The organism is Vibrio hangzhouensis (assembly GCF_900107935.1).
GTDB classification, from domain to species: Bacteria; Pseudomonadota; Gammaproteobacteria; order Enterobacterales; family Vibrionaceae; genus Vibrio; species Vibrio hangzhouensis.
On sequence record NZ_FNVG01000036.1, the window covers coordinates 1 to 24,320 of the forward strand.

The 24,320-nt window shown below is 48.8% G+C and carries 21 protein-coding genes; 14 read left to right on the forward strand and 7 right to left on the reverse strand.

Annotated features, from left to right (window positions below):
• The first annotated feature begins 35 nt into the window (after window positions 1-35).
• The 6 genes from ftsY (at window position 36) to glpG (ending at window position 5,698) form a co-directional block, all read left to right on the forward strand.
• The gene (gene ftsY / locus C4S60_RS21540) at window positions 36-1,292 is read left to right on the forward strand and encodes a signal recognition particle-docking protein FtsY (protein ID WP_103882363.1); all 1,257 of its coding nucleotides are present in this window, start codon (window positions 36-38) and stop codon (window positions 1,290-1,292) included.
• A gap of 69 nt (window positions 1,293-1,361) precedes the next feature.
• Window positions 1,362-2,033: a cell division ATP-binding protein FtsE gene (gene ftsE / locus C4S60_RS21545; protein ID WP_103882364.1), complete on the forward strand. Its 672-nt coding sequence runs from the start codon at window positions 1,362-1,364 to the stop codon at window positions 2,031-2,033.
• Window positions 2,023-2,985, forward strand: a complete 963-nt coding sequence (gene ftsX / locus C4S60_RS21550) for a permease-like cell division protein FtsX (protein WP_103882365.1) — start codon at window positions 2,023-2,025, stop codon at window positions 2,983-2,985. The genes ftsE and ftsX overlap by 11 nt, the downstream gene beginning before the upstream one ends.
• Window positions 2,986-3,250: 265 nt before the next feature.
• Window positions 3,251-4,108, forward strand: coding sequence for an RNA polymerase sigma factor RpoH (gene rpoH, locus C4S60_RS21555; RefSeq protein ID WP_103882366.1), 858 nt, complete (start codon window positions 3,251-3,253; stop codon window positions 4,106-4,108).
• A 433-nt stretch (window positions 4,109-4,541) separates the two neighbouring features.
• Entirely contained in the window at window positions 4,542-4,862 is a 321-nt protein-coding gene (gene glpE, locus C4S60_RS21560) for a thiosulfate sulfurtransferase GlpE (protein WP_103882367.1), read from the forward strand.
• Window positions 4,863-4,864: 2 nt separating this feature from the next.
• A complete protein-coding gene (gene glpG / locus C4S60_RS21565) occupies window positions 4,865-5,698 on the forward strand; it encodes a rhomboid family intramembrane serine protease GlpG (RefSeq protein ID WP_103882368.1) in 834 nt (277 codons plus the stop codon).
• Here the strand turns inward: glpG and C4S60_RS21570 are convergent.
• Window positions 5,692-6,099 (reverse strand): flagellar basal body-associated protein FliL, encoded by a 408-nt coding sequence (locus tag C4S60_RS21570; protein WP_103882369.1) that lies wholly within the window; start codon window positions 6,097-6,099, stop codon window positions 5,692-5,694. The genes glpG and C4S60_RS21570 overlap by 7 nt on opposite strands.
• 159 nt (window positions 6,100-6,258) lie before the next feature.
• On the opposite strand from C4S60_RS21570, the gene C4S60_RS21575 reads away from it, so the two are divergent.
• Window positions 6,259-6,801: a chorismate lyase gene (locus tag C4S60_RS21575; RefSeq protein ID WP_146060890.1), complete on the forward strand. Its 543-nt coding sequence runs from the start codon at window positions 6,259-6,261 to the stop codon at window positions 6,799-6,801.
• Entirely contained in the window at window positions 6,798-7,652 is an 855-nt protein-coding gene (gene ubiA / locus C4S60_RS21580; RefSeq protein WP_103882371.1) for a 4-hydroxybenzoate octaprenyltransferase, read from the forward strand. Before C4S60_RS21575 ends, ubiA begins: the two co-directional genes overlap by 4 nt.
• Before the next feature lie 64 nt (window positions 7,653-7,716).
• Here the strand turns inward: ubiA and plsB are convergent, their stop codons facing one another.
• Window positions 7,717-10,164 carry a glycerol-3-phosphate 1-O-acyltransferase PlsB gene (gene plsB, locus C4S60_RS21585; RefSeq protein WP_103882372.1) on the reverse strand — a complete coding sequence of 816 codons (2,448 nt, stop codon included), beginning with the start codon at window positions 10,162-10,164 and terminating at the stop codon, window positions 7,717-7,719.
• A gap of 286 nt (window positions 10,165-10,450) precedes the next feature.
• On the opposite strand from plsB, the gene lexA reads away from it, so the two are divergent.
• The 5 genes from lexA (at window position 10,451) to hemN (ending at window position 14,512) form a co-directional block, all read left to right on the forward strand.
• Window positions 10,451-11,074 (forward strand): transcriptional repressor LexA, encoded by a 624-nt coding sequence (lexA, locus tag C4S60_RS21590; protein ID WP_103882373.1) that lies wholly within the window; start codon window positions 10,451-10,453, stop codon window positions 11,072-11,074.
• Between the two features lie 147 nt (window positions 11,075-11,221).
• The gene (locus tag C4S60_RS21595; RefSeq protein ID WP_103882374.1) at window positions 11,222-11,860 is read left to right on the forward strand and encodes a class I SAM-dependent methyltransferase; all 639 of its coding nucleotides are present in this window, start codon (window positions 11,222-11,224) and stop codon (window positions 11,858-11,860) included.
• Window positions 11,860-12,423, forward strand: a complete 564-nt coding sequence (yihI, locus tag C4S60_RS21600; protein ID WP_103882375.1) for a Der GTPase-activating protein YihI — start codon at window positions 11,860-11,862, stop codon at window positions 12,421-12,423. Before C4S60_RS21595 ends, yihI begins: the two co-directional genes overlap by 1 nt.
• 14 nt (window positions 12,424-12,437) lie before the next feature.
• Window positions 12,438-12,932, forward strand: a complete 495-nt coding sequence (locus tag C4S60_RS21605) for a DUF2489 domain-containing protein (RefSeq protein ID WP_103882377.1) — start codon at window positions 12,438-12,440, stop codon at window positions 12,930-12,932.
• Between the two features lie 188 nt (window positions 12,933-13,120).
• A complete protein-coding gene (gene hemN / locus C4S60_RS21610; RefSeq protein WP_103882379.1) occupies window positions 13,121-14,512 on the forward strand; it encodes an oxygen-independent coproporphyrinogen III oxidase in 1,392 nt (463 codons plus the stop codon).
• Between the two features lie 8 nt (window positions 14,513-14,520).
• Here the strand turns inward: hemN and C4S60_RS21615 are convergent, their stop codons facing one another.
• From C4S60_RS21615 to glnA, 5 genes are all read right to left on the reverse strand, one after another.
• Window positions 14,521-17,058 (reverse strand): bifunctional diguanylate cyclase/phosphodiesterase, encoded by a 2,538-nt coding sequence (locus tag C4S60_RS21615; RefSeq protein ID WP_103882381.1) that lies wholly within the window; start codon window positions 17,056-17,058, stop codon window positions 14,521-14,523.
• Window positions 17,059-17,241: 183 nt separating this feature from the next.
• Window positions 17,242-18,645, reverse strand: a complete 1,404-nt coding sequence (gene glnG / locus C4S60_RS21620; RefSeq protein ID WP_103882383.1) for a nitrogen regulation protein NR(I) — start codon at window positions 18,643-18,645, stop codon at window positions 17,242-17,244.
• A 54-nt stretch (window positions 18,646-18,699) separates the two neighbouring features.
• Window positions 18,700-19,749: a nitrogen regulation protein NR(II) gene (glnL, locus tag C4S60_RS21625; protein ID WP_103882385.1), complete on the reverse strand. Its 1,050-nt coding sequence runs from the start codon at window positions 19,747-19,749 to the stop codon at window positions 18,700-18,702.
• Between the two features lie 148 nt (window positions 19,750-19,897).
• A complete protein-coding gene (locus C4S60_RS21630; RefSeq protein WP_103882387.1) occupies window positions 19,898-20,422 on the reverse strand; it encodes a DUF4124 domain-containing protein in 525 nt (174 codons plus the stop codon).
• A 129-nt stretch (window positions 20,423-20,551) separates the two neighbouring features.
• Window positions 20,552-21,961, reverse strand: coding sequence for a glutamate--ammonia ligase (gene glnA / locus C4S60_RS21635; protein ID WP_103882389.1), 1,410 nt, complete (start codon window positions 21,959-21,961; stop codon window positions 20,552-20,554).
• 511 nt (window positions 21,962-22,472) lie between these two features.
• On the opposite strand from glnA, the gene typA reads away from it, so the two are divergent.
• A complete protein-coding gene (gene typA / locus C4S60_RS21640; RefSeq protein ID WP_006074982.1) occupies window positions 22,473-24,305 on the forward strand; it encodes a translational GTPase TypA in 1,833 nt (610 codons plus the stop codon).
• Window positions 24,306-24,320: the final 15 nt, after the last annotated feature.

The window sequence follows — 24,320 nt, forward strand, 5'->3', positions numbered from 1 at the left end:
GACATTTGAAAAGACAGTATTCAGGATAGTTTCAGATGACAGAAAAGAAAAAACGCGGATTACTCTCGTGGCTTGGCTTCGGTGACGAAGAGCAAACAGAGCAAAAGCAACCCCATACCCCGGTCGAGGAAGAATCCGAGCAGCAACAAGAGTCTGGTGAAGCGGAAGAGGCGCTTGTTGCTTCTGAACGTGAGCAATCAGAGCTAGAAGAGGTTGCCGCCGCAGCATCTGAGATTGACACTGATAAAGCAGAAGCAGAAGCAGAAGCAGAAGCAGAAGCAGAAGCAGAAGCAGAAGCAGAAGCAGAAGCAGAAGCAGAAGCAAAAGCAGTCATTGCTACCCCTCGGGTTCAGGAACAGGAAAAGCCTACAGAAAGCTTCTTCGCGCGTCTCAAGCGTAGCCTGAGTCGCACAAAAGCCAATATTGGTGCTGGTTTCTTTGGTTTGTTCAAAGGTAAAGAGATCGATGACGAGCTATTTGAGGAACTGGAAGAACAGTTGCTTATTGCTGACGTGGGCATGAACACCACGGTAAAAATTATTGATAATCTGACCGAGAAAGCGTCGCGCCAACAGTTGAAAGATGGCGAGGCCCTATACGGTCTGCTCAAAGATGAAATGGCCGACATCCTCAGTCATGTAGAGAAGCCACTAGAAATCGATAGTGCGAAAACACCTTACGTGATTCTGATGGTTGGCGTGAACGGCGTCGGTAAGACCACCACCATAGGTAAGCTGGCGAAACAGTTCCAGGCGCAAGGTAAAAAAGTGATGCTTGCGGCTGGAGATACCTTCCGTGCTGCGGCGGTAGAGCAGTTACAGGTTTGGGGTGAGCGCAATGACGTTCCGGTGATTGCCCAACACACTGGGGCTGATAGTGCGTCGGTTATTTATGACGCAATTGAAGCGGCAAAAGCTCGAGGCGTGGATGTGGTGATTGCCGATACCGCTGGCCGTTTGCAAAACAAAGCCAACCTGATGGAAGAGCTGCGTAAAATTGTTCGCGTGATGAAGAAAATCGATGATTCTGCACCGCACGAAATCATGTTAACGCTTGATGCGGGAACGGGGCAGAATGCCATCAGTCAGGCTAAGCTGTTCAGTGATGTAGCGCCGCTGACCGGTATTACGTTGACGAAATTGGATGGTACGGCAAAAGGTGGCGTGATTTTCGCGCTCGCTGACCAGTTCCAGATCCCGATTCGCTATATTGGTGTCGGTGAGGGTATTGATGATCTCAGACCGTTTGAGACTCAGGACTTTATCGAAGCACTCTTTAGCCGAGAAGAGTAATCTCATTAATAATAGGGATGCTAAGCATCCCTTTTCTGACTTAACGCATCTAATCAGAGGAATGATTCGGTGATCAAATTTGAGCAAGTGAGCAAAGCCTACCGCGGTGGACGGCAAGCACTGCAAAAAGTCGACTTCCATCTTAAACGCGGTGAAATGGCGTTTTTGGGTGGCCACTCAGGCGCGGGAAAAAGTACCCTGCTGAAACTGATTTGTGCGATTGAACGACCAACCGATGGTCGTATCTTTTTTAATGACTATGACATTAGCCGGATCTCGTCGAAGGACATTCCCTTTTTACGTCGTAATATAGGCATTGTATTTCAGGATCACCGCTTGCTCATGGATCGCAGTGTGTTTGACAATGTCGCACTGCCCATGCGTATCGAATCCATCTCTGAGCACGAGATCAAGCGCCGGGTTTCTGCTGCGTTAGATAAAACCGGGTTGCTGGACAAAGCCAAATGCTTGCCCAGCCAGTTATCGGGTGGTGAGCAGCAACGTGTCGGTATTGCCCGAGCCGTCGTTAACAGGCCTACTATGCTGTTGGCCGATGAACCAACCGGCAACCTGGATCCCGAGTTGTCTAACAAGGTGTTGCAGCTGTTTGAAGAATTTAATCGTGCCGGGGTCACTATCCTACTGGCAACGCATGATATTCATCTTGTCCGTTCTCGTCCTCAGTATCGTTATCTTGAGCTAAACCAGGGCTTTCTAAGTGAGGTGAGCGATGGTGTTTAAGCGCAATAAGCGAAACAATCCGCCAAAGAAGCACAAACTGAAGTCTGATGGCTTTTTTAAGGTGCATTGGAAACAGGCCAAAGCCTCTCTGCTGGAGATGTGGCAGCGTCCGCTGGGGAACGTTCTGACTCTGGCGGTCATCTCTATGGCATTAACGATGCCTGCCTGTCTGTATCTTTTGGGTAAGAATGTGGCCGCTGTGACCCAAAATGTGGCCAGTCAATCTCAGGTGACGGCCTTTATCTCGGTGGGCGTGCCGGACGCCAGAGTACTGGTGATGAAAGATGATATCGAAAGCTGGCCGGAGGTTAAGGCTGTTGAATACATTACGCCGCAGCAGGGATTGGCCGATCTCAGTGAACACTCCGGTTTGGATCAGGCTTTGAGCCTGCTTGATGGCTATGCCTTGCCAGGTGTGCTGACGATCATTCCTCTCGATGCGGATGTGCAGACAGACCGCAATCTGGTGTCCAAATTGAGGACTCAACAAGAGATAACGGATATTCGTCGTGATGAAGACTGGCTCAGTCGCTTTGACGCCATTAAAACGTTGGCATCGACTCTGGTCGTAACACTGTCGGTGCTGATGTTAGTGTCGGTGTTCTTGATTGTCGGTAACACGTTGCGGTTCAACGTGCTGGCGAACAAAGAAGCCATTCAAACCATGAAGCTCATTGGTGCGACAGATGCCTACATTCTCAGGCCTTATCTCTATTCCGGTATGTGGTTTGGTATTCTAGGAGCGGTGGCAGCCTGGCTACTGACGGCGCTTATTACGGTATTGCTTAACAGCGCTGTGACCGAATTGGCGACGCTGTATGACAGTGATTTTCGACTGCTTGGGTTGGGCTGGGATGAAACTTTGCTCATTCTGATGCTGGGGCTGTTTCTTGGGACGGGCGCGGCAAGAATCTCCGCGAAGCGCCATCTAAAAGAAATTGAACCCGTTTAAGTGTTCACAGTCATAACAAAGACTGTTTCAAGATGTGTTATGGCAACGATTAATAATTATGCAGTTATTCAATAGGATAGTGAGAGCTCAATCTCATAAGCACAGAAAATGCCTATTAATGAATGAAATTTAATCGGCATTTACCCTTGTTTAGACTTATTGATTATGCATAATTACTAACCCCTTCTTGAATCTGGAACGAAATACGTTCAATATTGATGGGTTAAGAAGGTGTTAATCTTACTCGAGATGAATGAGGAAACGAATGACAAAGCAAGCGTATCCAATGGCTTTAGTTACACAAGATAGTCTAGATGGCTACATCCGTTCAGTAAACAGCTACCCAATGCTGACTGCTGATGAGGAGCGTGGACTGGCAGAGCGATTGCACTATGACGGTGAAATTGAAGCGGCGAAGGGGCTGATTCTTTCTCATCTGCGATTTGTTGTTCACGTTGCTCGTGGCTACTCAGGTTATGGGCTACCGATGGCTGACCTGGTTCAGGAAGGCAATATTGGTCTGATGAAAGCGGTGAAGCGCTTTAACCCAGAGGTTGGAGTGAGACTGGTTTCGTTTGCCGTGCACTGGATTAAAGCAGAAATTCACGAATACGTGCTGCGCAACTGGCGTATCGTTAAAATTGCGACGACTAAGGCACAGCGCAAACTGTTCTTTAATCTGCGTAAGTCAAAAAAACGCCTCGGTTGGTTCAACAATGGTGAAGTCGAAACGGTCGCAAGAGAACTAGGTGTTGAGCCGTCAGAGGTCCGTGAAATGGAATCTCGTCTGGCAGCGCAAGACTCAACGTTTGAAATGCAGAACGACGATGATGATTCCGGGACTTCCTATACAGCTCCGGCACTGTACCTTGAAGACAAGAGCTCCGATCTTGCTGAAGATTATGAGGCACAGAACTGGGAAACGCATACCAACAATCGTCTGAGTCTTGCACTGGCGACGTTGGATGAGCGCAGTCAGCACATTGTCCGCTCTCGTTGGCTGGATGATAATAAAGCCACATTGCAGGATTTAGCCGATACTTACGGCGTGTCAGCGGAGCGTATTCGTCAGTTAGAGAAGAACGCAATGAAGAAGCTGAAAGCGGCGGTCGGCGAGTTCTAGCGCACAGTTAATATTTCAGAATTAATAGGGCCGAGATCGAGAGATCTCGGCCTTTTTATTTGGATCGAAAAACAGATCGCGAATGACAGCGCTCGGCTGTGGATAAGTCTGTGACAAAATTATTTGCCAACTGTCAGAAAGCAGCGATAAACGGTCGATTCAGGCGCTTTTGGCACTGGGGATACCTTTTGCTTTACCCACAGATAGATCAGGATCATAACTAGATGTAGTGGATCAAAAGATCCAAAAATACCTTATCAACGCAATCCACAGAGTTACTCACAGATGGTGAAATATTCGCCTTGAGTGGATAACCTTAGTGATTGCCAGTACTTTAACGGCACTGAATAGTGATACTATCGAAGGTGAAATAATAACGACGATACGGCACGGTGTAAGGCCGTTGCTACTTCAAAAAGTAAGGTGGTTTTCTATGGATCAATTTCAACACATCGATGTCTCAGGTGCTCATCAGCTCCTTCAAAATAATCAGGAGGCGAGGCTGGTAGATATCCGTGATCCACAGTCATTTACCTTGGCGCATGCTGTGGGTGCATTTCACCTGACTAATGACACCATTGTCGATTTTATGCAGCAGGTGGAGTTTGACGTTCCGGTGTTAGTCATGTGTTACCACGGCGTAAGCAGTCAGGGCGCGGCTCAATATCTTTTGAATCAGGGCTTCGAACAGGTATATAGTGTTGATGGAGGATTTGAAGCTTGGCAGCGTGCTGAGCTCCCGGTTGAGAGATAACTATGATTAGATTGATCACGATTCAGAACCCGAGAATGGGTCAGGCATTTATCGATTACATGGCATCAAGAAAAATTGATGTGCAGATGATGCCGGAAGGTAGTGGTCAATTTGCACTTTGGTTGATGGACGGTGCCGATAAACTGGAAGCGGAAATGGAACTGAAACATTTTCTGGCAGATCCAGGTCACCCCAAGTATCAGGCATCATCATGGGAGATGGCGGAGACCCGTCGTAATACTTTCCACTATCAGACGCCGAGTATGATGACGATGCTGAAAGCGAAGGCTGGCGTGATGACGCTGGCCACCATGTTGGTGTGTTCGGTGATTTTCGTCTTTCAACAACTCGGTCTGGGCAATACCATTTTCGCAGCGTTACACTTTCCTGCCTTTGACGGTCAGCAATGGCAAATCTGGCGTTGGTTTACTCATGCTTTACTCCATTTCTCCGCTCTGCATATCATTTTCAACCTATTGTGGTGGTGGCAACTGGGTGGGGACATTGAAAAACATCTTGGTAGCCGAAAATTGCTAGAGATATTTCTGATCGCCGCGGCGGTTTCCGGTACAGGTCAATACTGGGTGGAAGGGGCGAACTTTGGTGGTTTGTCAGGCGTGGTGTATGCGCTGGTCGGCTACTTGTGGATGTTGACCTGGAAGCGACCAGAGCTGGGACTGGTGATTCAGAAGCCGCTCGTCGCCTTTATGTTAGTGTGGCTTGTGCTCGGTTTCTTCCAGCCGTTTTTGGCGATAGCCAATATGGCTCACCTGACAGGGCTGGTGAGCGGAATCGTAATAGGGCTCTTTGACAGCCAGCGCTTAAAACCTCACTGATACAAGTACTTAGTGAACAGTAAGTCGGCAATCACAGCTTTACCGGTCTCTGCCAACAGCAGGTTGTTCAGGTTTTCTACCAACGCATGGCGGATCTCTTCGCGGCCTGCTAAAGATTTAATCACATCGGCATTCTGGCGTCCCAAAAGCTCAACGACTGCATCTCGAATCAGCGGCTGATGGCGTTCTATTAGTGCCAGATCGTTGGTATCGGCGACCATGACATCAATACGTACCTGAACATAGCCCAGACGCTTGCCTTCGGTATAAAAGTTAGTGGTCAGTTCGGGCTCTAAAGTGAAGTAGGCGAGTGTAGGGACTGGTTCCTGGGCTGCTAATGCTGGGAACGTGACAGTCAAGCCCATGATCAGGAAAAACTGGGTCAGGTAACGTTTACGCATATTTCTCTCTTTCAAACTCCATTTAGCTAATATTCCGTAAGCCTAATTTTGTTACAATAGCGTGATACAACTAGAGTGAATAGACGTTTCGAATGGTACAATACGCCGTTCAGAAGAATAATGATTGTACGCGTTAAGCGCGTGTTATTGAATAGCAAAATGAATGATTCAGTTTTCGATTATCTGAAAGTACTCAGTCAGGCTCAATGGCTGTCTCCAGATCAGTTCCGATTTAGCAATGATAATGCCTTGCAGTGGTTGACTGAACAGGGCTCTCTTTCGCATAAGCTCAGCGCTCACTGTGACCATTTCGCGGTAGAGGTGGTTCGAAATGAAGCCAGTGTGTCAAAGGGCATGTCTGCAGACGAAATAGTCCTTCTAGACCATGAAGCCTGCTGGCTCAGAGAGGTTGTGCTGTCCGGAGATGGGGTGCCTTGGGTGATTGGCCGAACTCTGATGTCGCTGGATGCGATGGTCAGAGGTCAGTATGACATTTCCCAGCAGGGAACGGTGCCGATTGGTGTCACCGTATTTTCCAGTGCAGATACCAAACGTGATGCGCTTCAGGTAGCCCATATATCGACGCCGCAAGGTGATTTGCTGGCACGTCGTTCTCGTCTTTGGGTTGCGGGCCACCCCATTTTGGTGGCTGAGTTGTTCCTCCCTGAATCGCCGGTCTATAACATGGAGAGTAATCAATGACCTCGATGAAAGCGAAAGCGTATTGGCAGTTGATGCGCATGGATAAGCCCATAGGGTCGTTGCTGCTGCTGTGGCCAACGCTCTGGGCGCTGGTGCTTGCTGCGCGTGGTCTACCCGACTGGGATGTGTTGATCGTGTTTTCTCTCGGTGTTGTGATGATGAGAAGCGCTGGGTGTGTGATCAACGACTTTGCGGACCGCAACGTTGATGGCCATGTTGAACGCACTAAATCCCGACCTTTGCCGTCGGGGTTGGTGTCGTCGAAAGAAGCGTTAGGGTTGTTTCTGTTTCTGGCCATAGCATCTTTCATTCTGGTACTGACGATGAATACGTTGACCATTCAGTTGTCGTTTGTTGGTATCGTTCTGGCTTTCATTTATCCGTTTATGAAGCGTTATACCCATTTGCCGCAACTGTTTCTGGGGCTGGCATTCAGTTGGTCGATTCCTATGGCCTGGGCGGCTCAGGCAAATGAACTGCCGATGATGGTATGGTTTGTCTTTGTCATCAATGCGATATGGACCATTGCTTATGACACACAATATGCCATGGTTGACCGCGAGGATGATCTGAAGGTAGGTATCAAGTCGACGGCGATACTGTTTGGTCGTCGTGACAAATTAACCATTGGTGTCATGCAGTTTGCGACCTTGCTGATGTTGTTCACGTTGGGTGGATGGTATCAGTTGGGAGCGAGCTATTACTGGGGGCTGTTGGTGGTCGGAACCTTGTTTGTCTATCAGCAGTGGTTGATCAGGCACCGCGACCGAGGCGCGTGTTTTCAGGCGTTCCTCAATAATAATTACGTTGGCATGGCCATTACCATTGGTTTGCTGGTGGCTTTCTGGTAACCACTGAACAACAGATAAAAAAAGGCGCTTTGGTTAGCGCCTTTTTTTTGTCTCAGAGAAACGGTCAGTCTTCTGATTCGCTCGCCTCAGAGTCGCTTTGATGCACGCTCTCCTGGATAGTGAGGCGCACTTCCGGGTAGAGCAGTCCATACAACAGGCTAGCCAGGTTCTCAGTGGCCGGGCCATCACAGTTACCGTCGCTATCCAGATAGCCTTGTTCTTTCAGTGTGTTGAACAGGGCCGCAAATACGCCTTTGTCGAAGAATTCCGGTGCATTGATACCGTGAAGTCGACCGAGACGCTGCGCAATCTCCTGACTCTTCTGCTCCAGATCGCGTTTACCCAACTCTGGATAACTGGCCAGTAGGTTGAGCGAAATCGCGTAGCGTTGCAGAGTTTCCGAAATGGTGCGACCCAATAGCATCAGAGTCTGAGTGTTGGATTGATTCATCGAGACCACACCTTGCTCTACCACGATGAGCGCTTGGCGTTCAAGTTCCTCGATGATGTTGTCAACGGTCTGTTCCAACTCAGATTCGCCAATGCTCAGGAACAACTCCTTCTTGAGGAACGGATACAGCTTAGCGACGTTGTACTTGATTTCATCTACTGTCAGCTTGTGTTGTCTGATCAGCATCTGTGCGACCAGTGAAGGGAGGGCAAACAGGTGGATGATATTATTGCGATAATAGGTCATCAGAATGGACTGATGGCGATCTAGTGAGATGATGTCGCCCAGTGTGTCAGATTCAATGACAAACTTGTCCAGAGACTCGGCGTGAGCCACTAACTCAGCCGCTGTCGCCGTTGGCAGTGTGGATGTCTTAGAGTAGGGCACATTCTTCAGCAGTGACAGATAGCAATCTATCTGATTCACCAGACTGTCGCGGGATAAAGCGCGTTGACGGGAGGCCAACAGCGCTGTGGCACACAGGGTTAATGCATTGCTGGCGGCAGCATCGTTGATGTTGGTCATCATCTTCGTCGCCAGTTCATTCACGGCCGGTACCAGCCATTGCGGTTTGCTGGTGCCCATCGGGTCGATGTCTTTAGTCCAGTTAGGCGCTGTCTCATTCAGGTATTGATTCAGCGGTATCGGTTCACCAAAGTTGACGTAGCCCTGACCGAAGTTGCGCAACTTACGCAGAGTTTTTAGTACCTGACCCGCATTTTCTTTTTCTTTACGCTTGCCGCGCAATTCTTTGGCGTAGGTACTTACTTCCATCACATGCTCATAACCAATGTACACTGGCACCAGCGTCACCGGACGGTTGAGACCACGCAACATGGCCTGAATGGTCATGGCAAGCATACCGGTTTTCGCCTGCAGCAGACGACCTGTGCGTGAACGTCCGCCTTCGCTGAAGTACTCGACTGAGTAACCCTTGGCAAACAGCTCCGCCAAGTATTCACGAAAGATGGTTGAGTAGAGTTTATTGCCTTTGAAACTGCGTCGGATGAAGAACGCGCCGCCGCGACGGAAAATCGGACCCGCCGGAAAGAAGTTCAGGTTGATGCCTGCAGCAATGTGAGGTGGCACCATACCTTCTTTAAACAGCACATAAGAGAGCAATAGGTAATCCATATGACTGCGGTGACACGGAACATACACAATTTCGTGTCCGTCCTGTGCCAGGCGTCGTACGGTAGAGGCATTACTGACGTTAATGCCCTGATAAAGTTTGTTCCATAGCCAGGTCAGTACGTGGTCGCCACTTTTGACCAGCTTGTAGGAGAAATCCGCCGCAATCTCATCCATTATTTGGCGTGCTTCTTTACGTGCCTTCTCTTCAGCGATGTCGTTGCTTTTCGCGTAGTCTGTGATGGCTTGCTCAATGACTTGCGACTTGAGCAGACGGTCGAACAGTACCTGACGATTCGGCAGGTTGGGTCCGGATGCCGCCAGTTTTTGACGAGAGAAGTGGATTCTCGCCACTCGCGCCAGCTTCTGGGCAATGGACTCATCGGTGCCGTGCGAATCTGCCATATAACGCAGGGAGACCACTGGGCTGAAACGCACCATACAGTCACGTCCAGAGGCGAACACCGCGAACGTTTTTTGTAGACCGTTCATCGGTTGCAGATAGGGCTTAGGTGTTTCTTCTTTACCTGGTTTGCGCCCCCACAGTACCGTGGTTGGGATCAGTTGGACATCCAAGTTCGGGTCGTCACCGTGCTGTTTCAAAAGATCAGAAAACAGCGCGATGGATTCGCTGGGTACGTGTTGATCATTATTGATTAGAGTAGGGCGTGAGGCGATGTAAACGTAGCGATTTCGTTCCTCTCCATTGAGCACAATAGGCTCCAGCGGATCGGGTAACCCTAATGCCAGCGCTTGTTTCTGCAACGTGAGCAGATCAACGTTGGAACTAAATGGCAGCGCATAAACCACAGGTTTCGTCAGATCGATATTGTGGTCTTCGATTGGGTTAGATGGAATCGCCGTCTCTTTTACCAGCACTGACATTGGTAGCTTAATAAAAGAGCGGAAGAGTGATTGTCCTGAAGACATAAAGGTTCACAGCCTCAATTTGTTCGAAAGAAACAATGCCAGAGGATGGAGCATGGCAACATGATGTTGAGATCTTAATCCTAGGCACTAAATTTAGAGCGGTGCAAGCATACCAGAAACTGGTCTTACCTTTGAGTGAAAAAACTCGTTACATCCTAATTCGACTAATTCTACGGGTGCTCACTTAGGTATGGGACTAATCCGCTAAAAAAACAACCAATTATCTTTGCAATTGGCCGATTACTGGATATACTCACAGTTAACTGTATAAACAGACAGGTGATGTATGAAGCCGCTAACGCCACGACAACAGCAAGTTTTTGATTTAATCAAAAGCAAAATTGACGATGTAGGTATGCCACCTACTCGCGCCGAAATCGCCAAAGAGCTTGGATTCCGCTCTGCGAATGCGGCAGAAGAACACCTTAAAGCACTGGCGCGTAAAAAAGCCATTGAAATCATCCCGGGTGCCTCGCGCGGGATCCGTATTCTGCTTGAGCAGCAAGCGGCCAATGAAAATGAAGGTCTGCCTTTAATTGGTCAGGTGGCAGCGGGTGAGCCGATTTTGGCTCAGGAGCATGTAGAGGCTCACTATCAGGTCGATCCCAGCATGTTTAAACCGCAAGCTGACTTCTTGCTACGCGTTAACGGCGAGAGTATGAAAGACATCGGTATTATGGACGGTGACTTGCTGGCCGTGCATAAAACGCAGGATGTTCGTGATGGTCAGGTCGTCGTGGCACGTGTTGACGATGATGTGACGGTGAAGCGACTGGAACGCAAAGGGCCGACGGTATTGCTACACGCTGAAAACGAAGAGTTTGCGCCAATTGAGGTGGATTTAACGTCACAGCACTTAGCCATTGAAGGTATCGCGGTGGGTATTATCCGCAACACCAACTGGATGTAACTAAATCGTGGGCAGCGGGGAAGTCGCCACTCTGCCCAATTTCCTATGCGTTTTTGGATAAATTGTAGAAAAAATACGCGTCTCCACTCCCCTCCGTGCTCAGTTTCTGGTATGTTTCGCACCCTTGTATCGTTCAGGAGATGAATCGTGGAAGCTTGCCCACTCTGTTCGGGACTTTCCGTCCACCATTATCACACCGACAAGAAACGAGACTACCTGCAGTGTCAGCAGTGTGAATTGGTATTTGTTCCCCGGGCACAGCGGCTCGACGCGAATGCTGAGAAGGCGATTTACGATCTTCACATTAATGATCCGAGTGATGATGGCTACCGCCGCTTCCTGTCTCGTCTGGTGACTCCGCTTCATGAACGATTGATGCAAGGCTCAAAGGGGCTCGACTTTGGATGTGGTCCGGGCCCGGCACTGTCTCTTATAATGTCGGAACAAGGTCATGAAATGTCCTTGTATGATTTGTACTATTATCCAGATAGACAAGTATTAGACTGCCGTTATGACTTTGTCACCGCGACAGAGGTCATCGAGCACTTGTATGAGCCAAACCAGGTTTGGCAACAATGGTTATCGCTCATTAAGCCCGGAGGATGGTTAGGCTTAATGACAAAACTGGTCATTGATGTAGACGCTTTTACAAAGTGGCACTATAAGAATGATCAGACCCACGTAGTGTTCTTTAGCCGAGCGACGTTTTTGTTTTTAGCGCAAAGAGACGGACTCGACATTGAATTCATTGGTAATGATGTCATTTTATTGAGGAAGCTTACGTAATGAGTCGTAAGAAAAAATCGAGAAAACCAGGTTCCAACCCTGAACCGGTAATCGTAACCCGTAACCGCAGCGAAGCGGATGTTGAAGGCCGTCTTCGTAAGCGATTGAAAAAACGTAAAGGTCAAAAGTCAGGCAGCCGTCATTCGGACTCGGAGATCACCAGGCAAGCAGGTAACGCGGTTAAACGCGATCCTCGTTTGGGTAGCAAAAAGAAAATACCGTTGATCGTTGAAGAGAAGAAAAAGCCGACCAAGCAGCAGCGTCGAATCTCTGCACAGCAAGAGCTCGAGATGCTGGAAAATGATGCGCAACTGAACGTATTGCTGGATCGCCTTGAGAATGGCGAGAAGTTGGGTGCGGGCCTGCAAAAGTATGTGGATGAGAAGTTGGACCGCATTGAAGTCCTGATGAGCCAGTTAGGTCTTCTTGAACCGGAAGAAGTGGAGCAAGAAGAGCAGGAAGAGGCTCCGGCACCTGCAGCCACAGTGAAGAAAAAACCGAGCAGTGACGCGGATTTATTGTCACAGTTTGAAGATTTGGATCTCGACCAGTTTAAAGGATAAGTAGGGTAAAGTAGATGAATACCTTCACACTGTTAGCCATCGCTGGTGCGATCATCATTATCGGTTTAGCAGCGTATGCGGGCTATTTGCTACTGCAACTTAAGAAGCAAAAGGAGTTGCAACAGCAGCATCGAGAGTTGGCCATCTCTAAGCGGAACGCTAATATCTTTGAGAGCGTGGATACTATCTGTCTGGCAACCATTCAGGGCCAATGTGACTTATCAGAAGCTGCGATTCGACTCTACAACATCATGGACTACGTACAAGGTGATGAGCGAGTTGATTTTGATAAGGCTTATCCGGCAACGTCAGAGCTTTACCACATCGTCAAAGATATGCCGCGTGGTGAAGCAAGGCAGCAGATGAAGAAGCAGGATCGCATGCGTGATAATCTGGCCAGGCAAAAAGCGGAAGCCCGTTTGAATGATGCCATCACTGAAGAGCTTAAGGTTCTTCAGAAAACAGTCCAACCGCTGAACAATCAAATCGACATCAAGCTGGTGGGGTAAGCTCACCGGCGGCTCAGACAAGTGATCGTGCTAGCAATTTTGTCGACCACTTGCACAAAAGTGAACAATTGGGCGTTACCCGTCATATTCCTGTGGCAAAATAGCGCCTGATCAACGTCTCTTAGCCTTGAACGTTTGTTGCTTGGTTAGAATAGAGGCGAAGCAACGTCTTTACTGGAAGTATTACCATGTCTCAAAGTCACATCGAAACTAAGCAACAGATCGTTTGGGATCAGGCGATCCTCGATAAGTACAACTATTCGGGGCCGCGCTACACCTCATACCCAACTGCGGTGGAATTCCACGAAGCTTACACCATCTCTGACTATGACATGGCCTGTACTCAGTATCCGGAGCGACCGCTATCACTGTATGTACACATCCCGTTTTGCCATAAGCTCTGCTATTACTGTGGCTGTAACAAGGTGATCACTCGTCATGCGCACAAAGCGGATGAGTATCTGGATGTGATTGAGCATGAAATTCGTCAGCGAGCTTCATTGCTTCAGGGACGTAGAGTGACTCAGCTTCATTTTGGCGGTGGCACTCCGACGTTTTTGAATAAGAGCCAAATCAGTCGTCTGATGGCAATCCTGCGTGGCGAGTTCTTCTTCCAGGAAGAGGCGGAAATCAGTATTGAGGTCGACCCTCGTGAAATCGAGCTTGATATGCTGGATCACTTACGTGCCGAAGGCTTTAATCGTCTGAGTATCGGCGTTCAGGACTTCAATAAAGAAGTGCAGCAACTGGTCAACCGTGAGCAGGACGAAGCGTTTATCTTCGCAATGGCTGAGAGAGCCAGAGAGTTGGGCTTTCGCTCGACTAACCTGGATTTGATTTATGGCCTGCCGAAGCAGACCAAGACGTCATTCGCCCAAACCCTGGATCAGGTACTGACCATGCGACCCGGACGTTTGTCGGTGTTTAACTATGCGCATATGCCAAATCTGTTTGCCGCACAACGCAAGATCAAGGATGAAGATTTGCCGTTGCCAGAAGAAAAAATGGCGATCCTTCAAGATACCATTGCGACCTTGACTGGTGCAGGATATCAGTTTATCGGTATGGACCACTTTGCCTTACCAGAAGACGAACTGGCTGTGGCTCAGAGAGCTGGTGAATTGCACCGCAACTTCCAAGGCTACACCACACAAGGCGATTGTGATTTGGTGGGTTTTGGTGTGTCGGCCATTTCTATGATTGGTGACAGCTACGCGCAGAACCAGAAAGAGCTTAAGAAATATTACGCACAGGTTAATGAACTGAGACATGCTTTATGGAAAGGGGTAGTGTTAGACAGTGACGACTTGCTGCGTCGTGAAGTTATTAAACAATTGATTTGCAACTTCAAACTAGATAAGACGAATATTGAGAATACATTCAATATCAGCTTTAACCGCTATTTTGAAGAAGACTTAAAATTGCTACAAACCTTCATCGACGATGAGTTAGTGACAGTCTCTGAGCAGACGATTGAAGTGACACTGCGCGGTCGCCTGCTGATCCGCAACATCTGTATGTGTTTCGATAAATACCTGCGTCAAAAAGCGCGTCAGCAACAATTTTCTCGCGTTATCTAGTCATAATATCAGGCCGTAGCTCTGAGCTGCGGCCACTCTTCTAACGGTTTGGGTGCGCTGAACAGATATCCCTGAGCGTGATGACAGCCCAGTTCTCTGACCAACTCAGCCTGCAAATGTGTTTCAACACCCTCAGCAACCAGACTGAATCCGAAACTGCTTGATAGCTTGGTGATGGCGGCTACCACGCTGTCGTGAGCGTTGTCTCGGTTGAGCCTTTCAACAAATGCTTTGTCAACTTTCAGACTGTCGAACGGCAGTTTGTGAAGGTAAGCCAGTGATGAATACCCGGTACCAAAATCATCGATAGCAATGCTCACACCCAGTGCTTTCAGCTGGTTCAGATTACTCAGTGTCACCGGGTCATTGTCTGCCAGTCTCGACTCGGTGATTTCAATGGTCAGTTGTTTCGCAGGAAAACCGCTCAGCGCGATTATCTCTGCCAGTTCAGCGACATAGCTTCCGCTGACGAGCTCGATAACCGAGACATTGATATGCAAATGGAAGTCAGGCGCTAATTGCCCCTCAGCGATTGCTGTTGCGACGCTGGACAGCGCTTTACTGGCCATCATGTTACCAATGGTTTGAATCAACCCCGAACTTTCCGCCATCGGAATAAAGTCGAGCGGTGATACAAATTGCTGCTGCTCATCGCGCAGTCGCAGTAGGGCTTCCGCGCCTAACGTCTCTCCGGATTTCAGATCAATGATCGGCTGAAAGTGCACTTCGAAGCTATCATGGTCGATCGCATGTTGTAACGTTTTCAATAGCTTAGTTTTTTTTCGGGAACTTTCGGCCATATCGGGGGTGTAGATGCAGCTGCGATTACTTTCGGATTTGGCATGACTCAGCGCGATTCCGGCATTACGCAGACAGGTGTCAACACAGTTGCTATTGCTTGCGGATGCAACGCCAATAGAAACTGTAACCATAATGGGTTCCCCCTGCAATACGAAAGGTGCAGAGAATACCTGACGGATACGGTGCTGGTAGCAAAGTTGCTCTTGTCGCTCAATGTCAGGCAGATACACGGCAAACTCATCACCAGCTACGCGGCCTAATACCCCGTTTTCCAGCAACACCCAGGCCTTCAGTCGTTCGGCAACGATGGCCAGTAGGACATCACCCTGATCGTGACCAAGGCTGTCATTGATATCACGGAATTGATTGATACCCAGCAGCATCATACAGCCATTGTTGTTAACGGGTAATGCGCTGCAGGTTTCAATAAAACCCTGTCGACTATATAGCTTGGTGAGGTTGTCTCGCACCAATTGCTCTCTCAGTGCATGAAAGGACGCTCGTAAATGTGAACGCATAGAAGAAAAGCTGTCGACCAGTTGAACGATTTCCATTGTGGTTTGTGTTTTTGGCAGTGGATAGTCCCATGAGCCTGCTGCGATCTGTTTGGCCGCTTTTGCTGTTTCTGTCAGAGGAATGGTTACGCGATTGATAACCGCAATGCCAAGTACTAACCCCAATGCCCCTAAAAGCAAACCTGCCAGCAAGGTTTGTTCACTGCCTATCGAAATATTACCGAGCAGATCGGCAGCTGAAATGGCCACCACCACATACCAGTCAAGATCGGTGGCAGTTTGGTAGCGACTGATCATGATGTACTCGGTATCGCCCTGCACCGAATGAGAAAATACGCGGCTCCCGACCATCGGTTGTTCAGCCATTACCCGATCCAGAAAAGCGAGGGTCGTGTGTGAGCTGTTGGCCATGGTTAAGCGTTGGCCATGGCTGTCGACGATAGAAGAGCGGGCACTGTGAGCAACCAGCTTCCTTTGGGCATCAATAATGTATACCTGAGCCTTGTGCTGCTGCCGGATATCCTGCAGAAACCGGTCAAAAGTGTTGATTTGTACGTCAACAACGGCAACACCGATAAACGACGGCTGGCCGTTGTTTTCGGTATACACGGGTGAGAGGGCGGAGATTGTAATATCTTGTTGTTCATCGGCATTGGCATACACCTTCGACCACATAGGCTCCGGTGTTCGTTTGACCGGTTGGTACCAAGGGCGCTGGCGAGGATCGTAGTGGGCGATGACATCATCTGCGGCACTGTTCCGATCGTGTCCGGAATAGACAGTCAATTGATGATTGGTCCGAGCATCCTGTGCCATCAGGATGAACGGTGCGGAAGCGGTGGACGTTTCGACTCTGCGCAGTGCGAGAAAATCGCCGAGTTCACTACCAAATCCAATCAGGTCAATTTGTTTCACTTGCTCATGTAACGAATTAAAGCTGGATCGCAGGTAACCCTCGAGTTTGTCTGCTTCTTGGTGATCGTAGAGGTGATGGTATTCAATGGCGTGGGCCAGCGTTTTCACCGCGGTAAACGGGCGCTCAAGAAATCTATCCAGACTCTGAACAACGTTATGCGTCAAGCTGTCCAATTGCTGGGTGCTGACTTCCTGGGCCAGGTCATTGTAACGTTCTTTCTGCAGCCAAAGGATGGTACCGATGGTGCACAAAAAGACGACGATAAACGGCGCGATCAGTGCTTTTTTAATGGATACTCGAAAAAATCCCGTCATATATAGTGTGATGTGTGAGTGGTGACCGCCGATACATCAAACAACCGTCATGTTGTGAGCGGATGTTGATACTACTATTAGTATTTAATCGGCGGATGCTGGAAAACATTTAGGCCATTTACCAGCAAATGACCCAAAAGGGTGACGTAGCGAGTCCCCCCGATGGGCTTATGGATGAGATTTTTAATACAGCTCTTTCAGTTTGCGGGTCAGGGTGTTTCTACCCCAGCCCAGCACCTTTGCCGCGTCCTGCTTATGACCATTGGTGTGAGTCAGTGCCGCTTCCAGAAGAATGCGCTCGAACTGTGGCTGGGCACGATTGAGGATCTCCGTCTCACCTGACTCAAGCGCATTCTGGGCCCAGGAGGAGAGCAATTGTTGCCAGTCACCACTGTTGATGTCGGCAACCCGTTTGGGTTCGTCGAGAAGCTCTGAAGGAAGGTCGCTAGGTAGAATCTCGCTACCACTTGCCATGACGGTCAACCAGCGACAAGTGTTTTCAAGTTGTCTGACGTTCCCCGGCCAGTCCAGTTTATTCAGAATATCGACCGTATCCGGGTTGAGGGACTTGGTTTCTACTCCCAGTTCTTCCGCGGCCATCGACAAAAAATGTAAAGTCAGTTTCTCGATGTCTTGTTTACGTTCACGCAGTGACGGGATATGAATTCGAATCACATTGAGGCGGTGAAACAAGTCTTCACGGAACTCCCCTTCGGCTACCAGTTTCTCTAAATTCTGGTGGGTCGCGGCAACAATACGCACGTCCACTTTGACGGCAGAATGGCCCCCTACACGGTAGAACTGGCCGTCTGCCAGCACACGCAGCAGTCGGGTCTGGATATCAAGCGGCATGTCACCGATCTCATCAAGAAATAGCGTACCGCCATTGGCCTGTTCGAAACGGCCCTGTCGGACGCTATTGGCGCCGGTAAATGCGCCTTTTTCATGTCCAAACAGCTCCGATTCTATGAGATCTTTGGGGATGGCGGCCATATTCAGCGCGATAAATGGCTTGCTGGAGCGTGGACTATGGCGATGCAGGGCATGCGCAACCAATTCTTTACCAGTGCCCGACTCACCATTGATTAAGACCGAGATGGAAGAGCGAGACAAACGACCTATCGCGCGAAAGACTTCCTGCATGGCCGGCGCTTCACCGATGATTTCAGGGGCATTGGTGTTGATGACTTCATCCTGAGACAGAGCGCTTTTCTGCTCTTGGCTATGAATCAGAGCGCGCTCGACCAGAGTTAAGGTCTCATCGATATCGAATGGTTTGGGCAGATACTCAAACGCCCCTTTCTGATAGGCATTAACCGCAGCATCCAGATCGGAATGAGCCGTCATAATGATGACCGGCAGATCGGGCGCGGATTCCTGAACCCGATTGAGCAGTTCGATGCCATCGATGCCGGGCATGCGAATATCCGAGACCAGCACGTCAGGTCTCTCTCGCTCAAGTGCCATTAGCACACTCTCAGCGTCTGCGAAGGTTTCGCACTTAATGTTTGCCGAAGATAGGGTCTTATCCATCACCCATCGTATCGAGCTGTCGTCATCGACGACCCATACATATCCTTTACTCATAGCCAAACTTCCTTACAGCAAGCTCATTCAAGTTGTGGTTTTCGGTTTCCACTTCTAGATGGGCAGATAAATAGTAAAAATGGTACGACCGGGCCAACTTTCTACGTCTATTTTTCCATTGTGTTGGTCGATCAGATTTTGCGAGATTGATAATCCCAGACCCGTGCCTCCCTCCCGGCCACTGACCATGGGGTAGAACAGGGTATCCTGTAGCTCAGCGGGGATGCCGGGCCCGTTATCAATGATCTCAATTCTAGCGGCCAGTTTGTGTCGCTGACCGTGTATATTGGCCTGATGAACGGTACGGGTGCGCAGGGTAATCTGCCCATTTTCCTGGCGAGCCAATATCTGCGCTGCATTGCTGGTGATGTTAAGCAGGGCCTGCTCTATTTGATCCGTGTCCATCAGGATGGGCGGCAAGCTTGGGTCGTAGTCCCGCTCAATAGTGATAGTAGACCCCGCTTCGAGTTCGACCAACTGGCGAACTTTCTCCAGGATCAGGTGCAGGTTTTCTTCTTTTTTAGTCCCCGGCTTCTGTGGCCCAAGCAGGCGGTCAACCAGCGCTCTTAATCGGTCAGCTTGTTCAATGATGATGTTGGTGTACTCGTTCAATGACGGGTCCGGCAACATCTTAGACAGTAGTTGAGCGGCACCACGCAGACCGCCCAACGGGTTTTTGATCTCATGCGCCAGACCACGTACCAGCAACTTAGCGGCTTGTTGTTGAGCATGTTGATTCAGCTCCTGAGTGAGGCGCTTTTGCTGACCAATCTTGCGCATTTCAATCAGAAGCATCAGTTGCTTATTCCACGACAGTGGGCTGACAGTGACTTCGAGCAGAAGCGGTTTGCCATCGACAACAAAGGTCACGTCACTGTCGGTGATGCTCTGGCCGCTTTGCAGTGGTTGTGTTAGCAGAGCCAAGTCCAGCGAAGCATGCTGGATAAATTGGGTCAGGTGGCTGTTTACGAGTCTCTTTGAGCTCTGTGAAAACAGCTGTTCTGCCGCCGGATTGGCGTATTTTACTGTCAGGCCTTCATCCAGCATCAATGTGGCGGTTACGACATTGTTCAGTATTGCATCGGTCAACTCACAGTTTGTCACACGCTATCCTTATTTTTGCTCAACGTTGTCATGCCCAATGATAGTGCACTGCACACGGATAAATTTCATAGCGCACCAAAATGGTGCATCTGTAATGCTAAGTATGGCGCAATTTGTTTTAGAGTAAAAGCGTAAGGGCTGATGGTTCTTACTGTTGCACCGATGCACGATGTAAATGCACTGTTATTGTTTCTGATGATGCAATAACAGTGCCGTTTTGCATTACTTGGATTGATATTGTGTGGGTTCCGCGATCAATGTATTTGAGAGACCAATGCGGGGTAACTTTCGGAGCTCCATAAGGTCTTTCGTCCAGCAGTAACTGCAGAGACTGTTCAACGGCTAGCTGTCCGCTCAGTTGAGCGATGACCTCGATAAAGCCCGGATTGCTGCGAAGGGTTGCGTCGTGCAATGGAGAGATGATTTGAACTTTTAAGAGCTCTGACTGCGTCGGCAGAGATTGACTGTCAACGCTCGAGGTTGCTGTACCCCCCAGCGGTACTGTCTGAGCTTGAGATGGCGTGATATTGGGGAGTACAATCCGCTCAGCTTGTGGGTGGCCTGCGGTATCGCTGAAGTGAACCACACCATGCTGATCAGTCCAGGTGTAAACATCGCTTGCGGATAAGACTGAGCTTAATACGAGCAAAATAGCAATAAGGGGGAGTTTCATGGCAACCGACCTCTTGGTTTAATCATATGATTTTACTTACGATTAATGGTATCGGTCGATGGAAGTGGGATGAACAAAAAAAAGGCCCGCCTGCGAGGCGAGCCTGACTATTGGTTGTAAACCGACAGATTATACAGAGTAGTACAATTCAAACTCTAGTGGGTGAGTTGTCATGTTTACTTTCTCTACGTCTTGAGACTTAAGGTCGATGTAAGAATCGATAAAGTCGTCAGAGAATACGCCGCCAGCAGTTAGGAACTCACGGTCCGCATCTAGGCACTCTAGCGCTTCTTTTAGTGAGTAAGCCACTGTTGGGATCTCTGCTGCTTCTTCAGCTGGTAGATCGTAAAGGTCTTTATCCATTGCTTCGCCTGGGTGGATCTTGTTCTTGATACCGTCAAGACCAGCCATTAGCATCGCTGCAAAGCATAGGTATGGGTTCGCTGATGGGTCACCGAAACGTAGCTCGATACGACGTGCTTTCGGGCTTGGTACCACTGGGATACGGATAGAAGCAGAACGGTTACGTGCAGAGTATGCAAGCATAACTGGCGCTTCGAAGCCTGGTACAAGACGCTTGTACGAGTTGGTTGATGCGTTAGCAAATGCGTTGATTGCTTTAGCGTGCTTGATAACACCACCGATGTAGTACAGTGCCATCTCAGACAGGCCGCCGTACTTGTCGCCAGCGAACAGGTTCACACCGTCTTTCGCTAGAGATTGGTGAACGTGCATACCAGAACCGTTATCACCTACTAGTGGCTTAGGCATGAATGTCGCTGTTTTACCAAATGCGTGAGCAACGTTGTGTACCACGTACTTGTAAACCTGGATTTCGTCCGCTTTCGCAGTCAGAGTGTTGAAGCGAGTTGCGATTTCATTCTGACCAGCAGTCGCTACTTCGTGGTGGTGAGCTTCAACAACTTGACCCATCTCTTCAAGGATTAGACACATTGCAGAACGGATGTCTTGTGAAGAGTCAACTGGAGCAACCGGGAAGTAACCACCTTTAACGCCTGGACGGTGACCTTTGTTACCGCCTTCGAAGTCAGAACCTGTGTTCCATGCTGCTTCTATGTCATCAATCTTGAAGAAAGAGCCAGACATGTCTGTCGCGAATTTCACGTCGTCAAACAGGAAGAACTCAGGCTCAGGACCGACAAGTACAGTATCAGCGATACCAGTTGCACGTAGGTAGTCTTCAGCACGCTTAGCGATTGAACGTGGGTCACGATCGTAGCCTTGCATTGTTGCAGGTTCTAGGATGTCACAACGAATGTTCAGAGTTGCATCTTCAGTGAATGGGTCAAGAACCGCGCTTGAAGCGTCTGGCATCATTACCATGTCTGATTCATTGATGCCTTTCCAACCAGCAACAGATGAACCGTCAAACATTTTACCTTCTTCAAAGAAGTCTGCGTCTACTTGGTGTGCAGGGATAGAAACGTGCTGCTCTTTACCCTTAGTGTCTGTAAAGCGTAGATCTACGAATTTAACTTCGTTCTCTTGGATCAGCGATAGAACATTTTCTACTGACATCTTGGAAAACCTCCAGTGTTATTAAAGCGGTTAATTACTCGATTAGCGTTAATCGGCATTGATTAACGTCTGCAGGTAGAAGTGCGTTAATCGATGCTGATTCTAATAAAGCTAAAACCGTGCCAAAAATTTAATCCTTTAAATATCATCAACTTGTGTTTTTGTGTGCCAAGATGGAGCAATCGTTTGCACCAAAATGATCATTGTCTGCACTATTGTGGTGCATTGTGACAGTTTTGCACCAAGTTGAATCAAACAGCCCATACATTCAGCATGGTTTTTAGCTGTGTGTCAATACATATAGTCACGAGTGATAATCGGCTGCGCTAAAATAGGGAAACTGCGCGCGAATACGCCGGTATTACGGAAAAACCAGCATAAACCGTCTATGTTTAAGCAAGATTTCAACGAAGAAGATCACAACTCTCGTAATTTCTGGTATATTGCGGGCGTTTTTTTAATCGAGTCAGCGGCTATCGTGCGGCGACTCTTGACTGAGTGAAAGAAATCTATGTCAACTCCACAGATTGATAAGTTAAGAAACATTGCGATTATCGCGCACGTTGACCACGGTAAAACTACCCTTGTTGACAAGCTACTTCAGCAATCCGGTACTCTTGAGTCTCGCGGTGAAACTGAAGAGCGAGTTATGGACTCGAACGATATCGAAAAGGAACGTGGTATCACGATCCTTGCAAAAAACACTGCGATCAACTGGAACGATCACCGCATCAACATCGTAGATACTCCGGGACACGCGGACTTCGGTGGCGAAGTAGAACGTATCATGTCGATGGTAGACTCTGTACTGCTGATTGTTGACGCTGTAGATGGCCCAATGCCACAAACACGTTTTGTAACGCAAAAAGCGTTTGCTCACGGCCTGAAGCCAATTGTTGTTATCAACAAGATTGACCGTCCTGGTGCTCGTCCTGACTGGGTTATGGATCAGGTATTTGACCTGTTCGACAACCTGGGTGCATCGGATGAGCAGCTAGACTTCCAAGTGGTTTACGCATCAGCACTAAACGGCTGGGCAACACTTGAAGAAGGCGAAGAGGGCGAGAACATGGAACCATTGTTCCAGGCTATCGTTGACAACGTTGAGGCGCCTGCAGTTGACCCAGAGGGTGCGCTGCAAATGCAGATCTCTCAGCTAGACTACAGCTCTTACGTTGGTGTAATCGGTGTAGGCCGTGTGACTCGTGGTACGGTTAAGCCGAACCAACAAGTAACCGTAATCGGTGCTGATGGTAAGACTCGTAACGGTAAAGTAGGTACAGTTTTAGGTTACCTGGGTCTTGAGCGTCACGAAGTTCAGCAGGCAACAGCGGGTGACATCATCGCAATCACAGGTCTTGGTGAGCTGAAAATCTCTGACACAATTTGTGCACAGGGTGAAGTAGAAGCTCTGCCAGCGCTGTCTGTTGATGAACCAACAGTAACCATGACGTTCCAGGTAAACACGTCTCCATTCGCAGGTAAAGAAGGTAAGTTCGTGACTTCACGTAACATCCTTGAGCGTCTTGAGAAGGAACTGGTACACAACGTAGCACTGCGTGTTGAGCAACTGGATGATCCAGATAAGTTCCGTGTATCGGGTCGTGGTGAGCTACACCTGTCTATCCTTATCGAAAACATGCGTCGTGAAGGCTTTGAGCTAGCGGTTTCTCGTCCTGAAGTTATCATCAAAGAAGAAGATGGTCAGAAGCAAGAGCCATACGAAACTGTAACTATCGACGTAATGGAAGAGCACCAAGGTAGCATCATGGAAGCTATCGGCCTACGTAAGGGCGAGCTAACTGACATGGCTCCTGATGGTAAAGGCCGTATTCGTATGGACTTTATGATGCCATCTCGTGGTCTTATCGGTTTCCAAACTGAGTTCATGACGCTAACGTCTGGTTCAGGTCTGCTATACCACACGTTCGATCACTATGGTCCATTCAAGGGCGGTGAGATCGGTCAGCGTGTCAACGGTGTACTAATTTCAAACGGTGCAGGTAAAGCACTAACGAACGCACTGTTTAACCTACAAGAGCGCGGCCGTATGTTTATCGGTCACGGTGTTGAGGTTTACGAAGGCATGGTTATCGGTATCCACAGCCGTGACAACGACCTGACGGTTAACCCGCTTAAAGGTAAGCAGCTGACGAACGTTCGTGCCTCTGGTACTGATGACGCACAGGTTCTTACTCCGCCAATCATCATGACGCTTGAGCAAGCACTTGAGTTCATCGATGATGACGAGCTAGTAGAAGTAACACCTGAAAGCATCCGTATCCGTAAGAAGTTCCTATCGGAAAGCGACCGTAAGCGTGCAAGCCGTGAAGCTAAGTCTTAATTGATTTAGGTTAGA

What these genes read in the sequence shown, in the direction of transcription:
- glnA (WP_103882389.1), bottom strand. Translation starts at nt 21,961, where the DNA reads ATGTCAGTAGAAAATGTTCTATCGCTGATCCAAGAGAACGAAGTTAAA.
- typA (WP_006074982.1), top strand. Translation starts at nt 22,473, where the DNA reads ATGTCAACTCCACAGATTGATAAGTTAAGAAACATTGCGATTATCGCG.
- lexA (WP_103882373.1), top strand. Translation starts at nt 10,451, where the DNA reads ATGAAGCCGCTAACGCCACGACAACAGCAAGTTTTTGATTTAATCAAA.
- C4S60_RS21570 (WP_103882369.1), bottom strand. Translation starts at nt 6,099, where the DNA reads ATGCGTAAACGTTACCTGACCCAGTTTTTCCTGATCATGGGCTTGACT.
- hemN (WP_103882379.1), top strand. Translation starts at nt 13,121, where the DNA reads ATGTCTCAAAGTCACATCGAAACTAAGCAACAGATCGTTTGGGATCAG.
- C4S60_RS21605 (WP_103882377.1), top strand. Translation starts at nt 12,438, where the DNA reads ATGAATACCTTCACACTGTTAGCCATCGCTGGTGCGATCATCATTATC.
- ftsX (WP_103882365.1), top strand. Translation starts at nt 2,023, where the DNA reads ATGGTGTTTAAGCGCAATAAGCGAAACAATCCGCCAAAGAAGCACAAA.
- yihI (WP_103882375.1), top strand. Translation starts at nt 11,860, where the DNA reads ATGAGTCGTAAGAAAAAATCGAGAAAACCAGGTTCCAACCCTGAACCG.
- ubiA (WP_103882371.1), top strand. Translation starts at nt 6,798, where the DNA reads ATGACCTCGATGAAAGCGAAAGCGTATTGGCAGTTGATGCGCATGGAT.
- plsB (WP_103882372.1), bottom strand. Translation starts at nt 10,164, where the DNA reads ATGTCTTCAGGACAATCACTCTTCCGCTCTTTTATTAAGCTACCAATG.
- glnG (WP_103882383.1), bottom strand. Translation starts at nt 18,645, where the DNA reads ATGAGTAAAGGATATGTATGGGTCGTCGATGACGACAGCTCGATACGA.
- C4S60_RS21615 (WP_103882381.1), bottom strand. Translation starts at nt 17,058, where the DNA reads ATGACGGGATTTTTTCGAGTATCCATTAAAAAAGCACTGATCGCGCCG.
- glpE (WP_103882367.1), top strand. Translation starts at nt 4,542, where the DNA reads ATGGATCAATTTCAACACATCGATGTCTCAGGTGCTCATCAGCTCCTT.
- rpoH (WP_103882366.1), top strand. Translation starts at nt 3,251, where the DNA reads ATGACAAAGCAAGCGTATCCAATGGCTTTAGTTACACAAGATAGTCTA.
- C4S60_RS21630 (WP_103882387.1), bottom strand. Translation starts at nt 20,422, where the DNA reads ATGAAACTCCCCCTTATTGCTATTTTGCTCGTATTAAGCTCAGTCTTA.
- C4S60_RS21575 (WP_146060890.1), top strand. Translation starts at nt 6,259, where the DNA reads ATGAATGATTCAGTTTTCGATTATCTGAAAGTACTCAGTCAGGCTCAA.
- ftsY (WP_103882363.1), top strand. Translation starts at nt 36, where the DNA reads ATGACAGAAAAGAAAAAACGCGGATTACTCTCGTGGCTTGGCTTCGGT.
- glpG (WP_103882368.1), top strand. Translation starts at nt 4,865, where the DNA reads ATGATTAGATTGATCACGATTCAGAACCCGAGAATGGGTCAGGCATTT.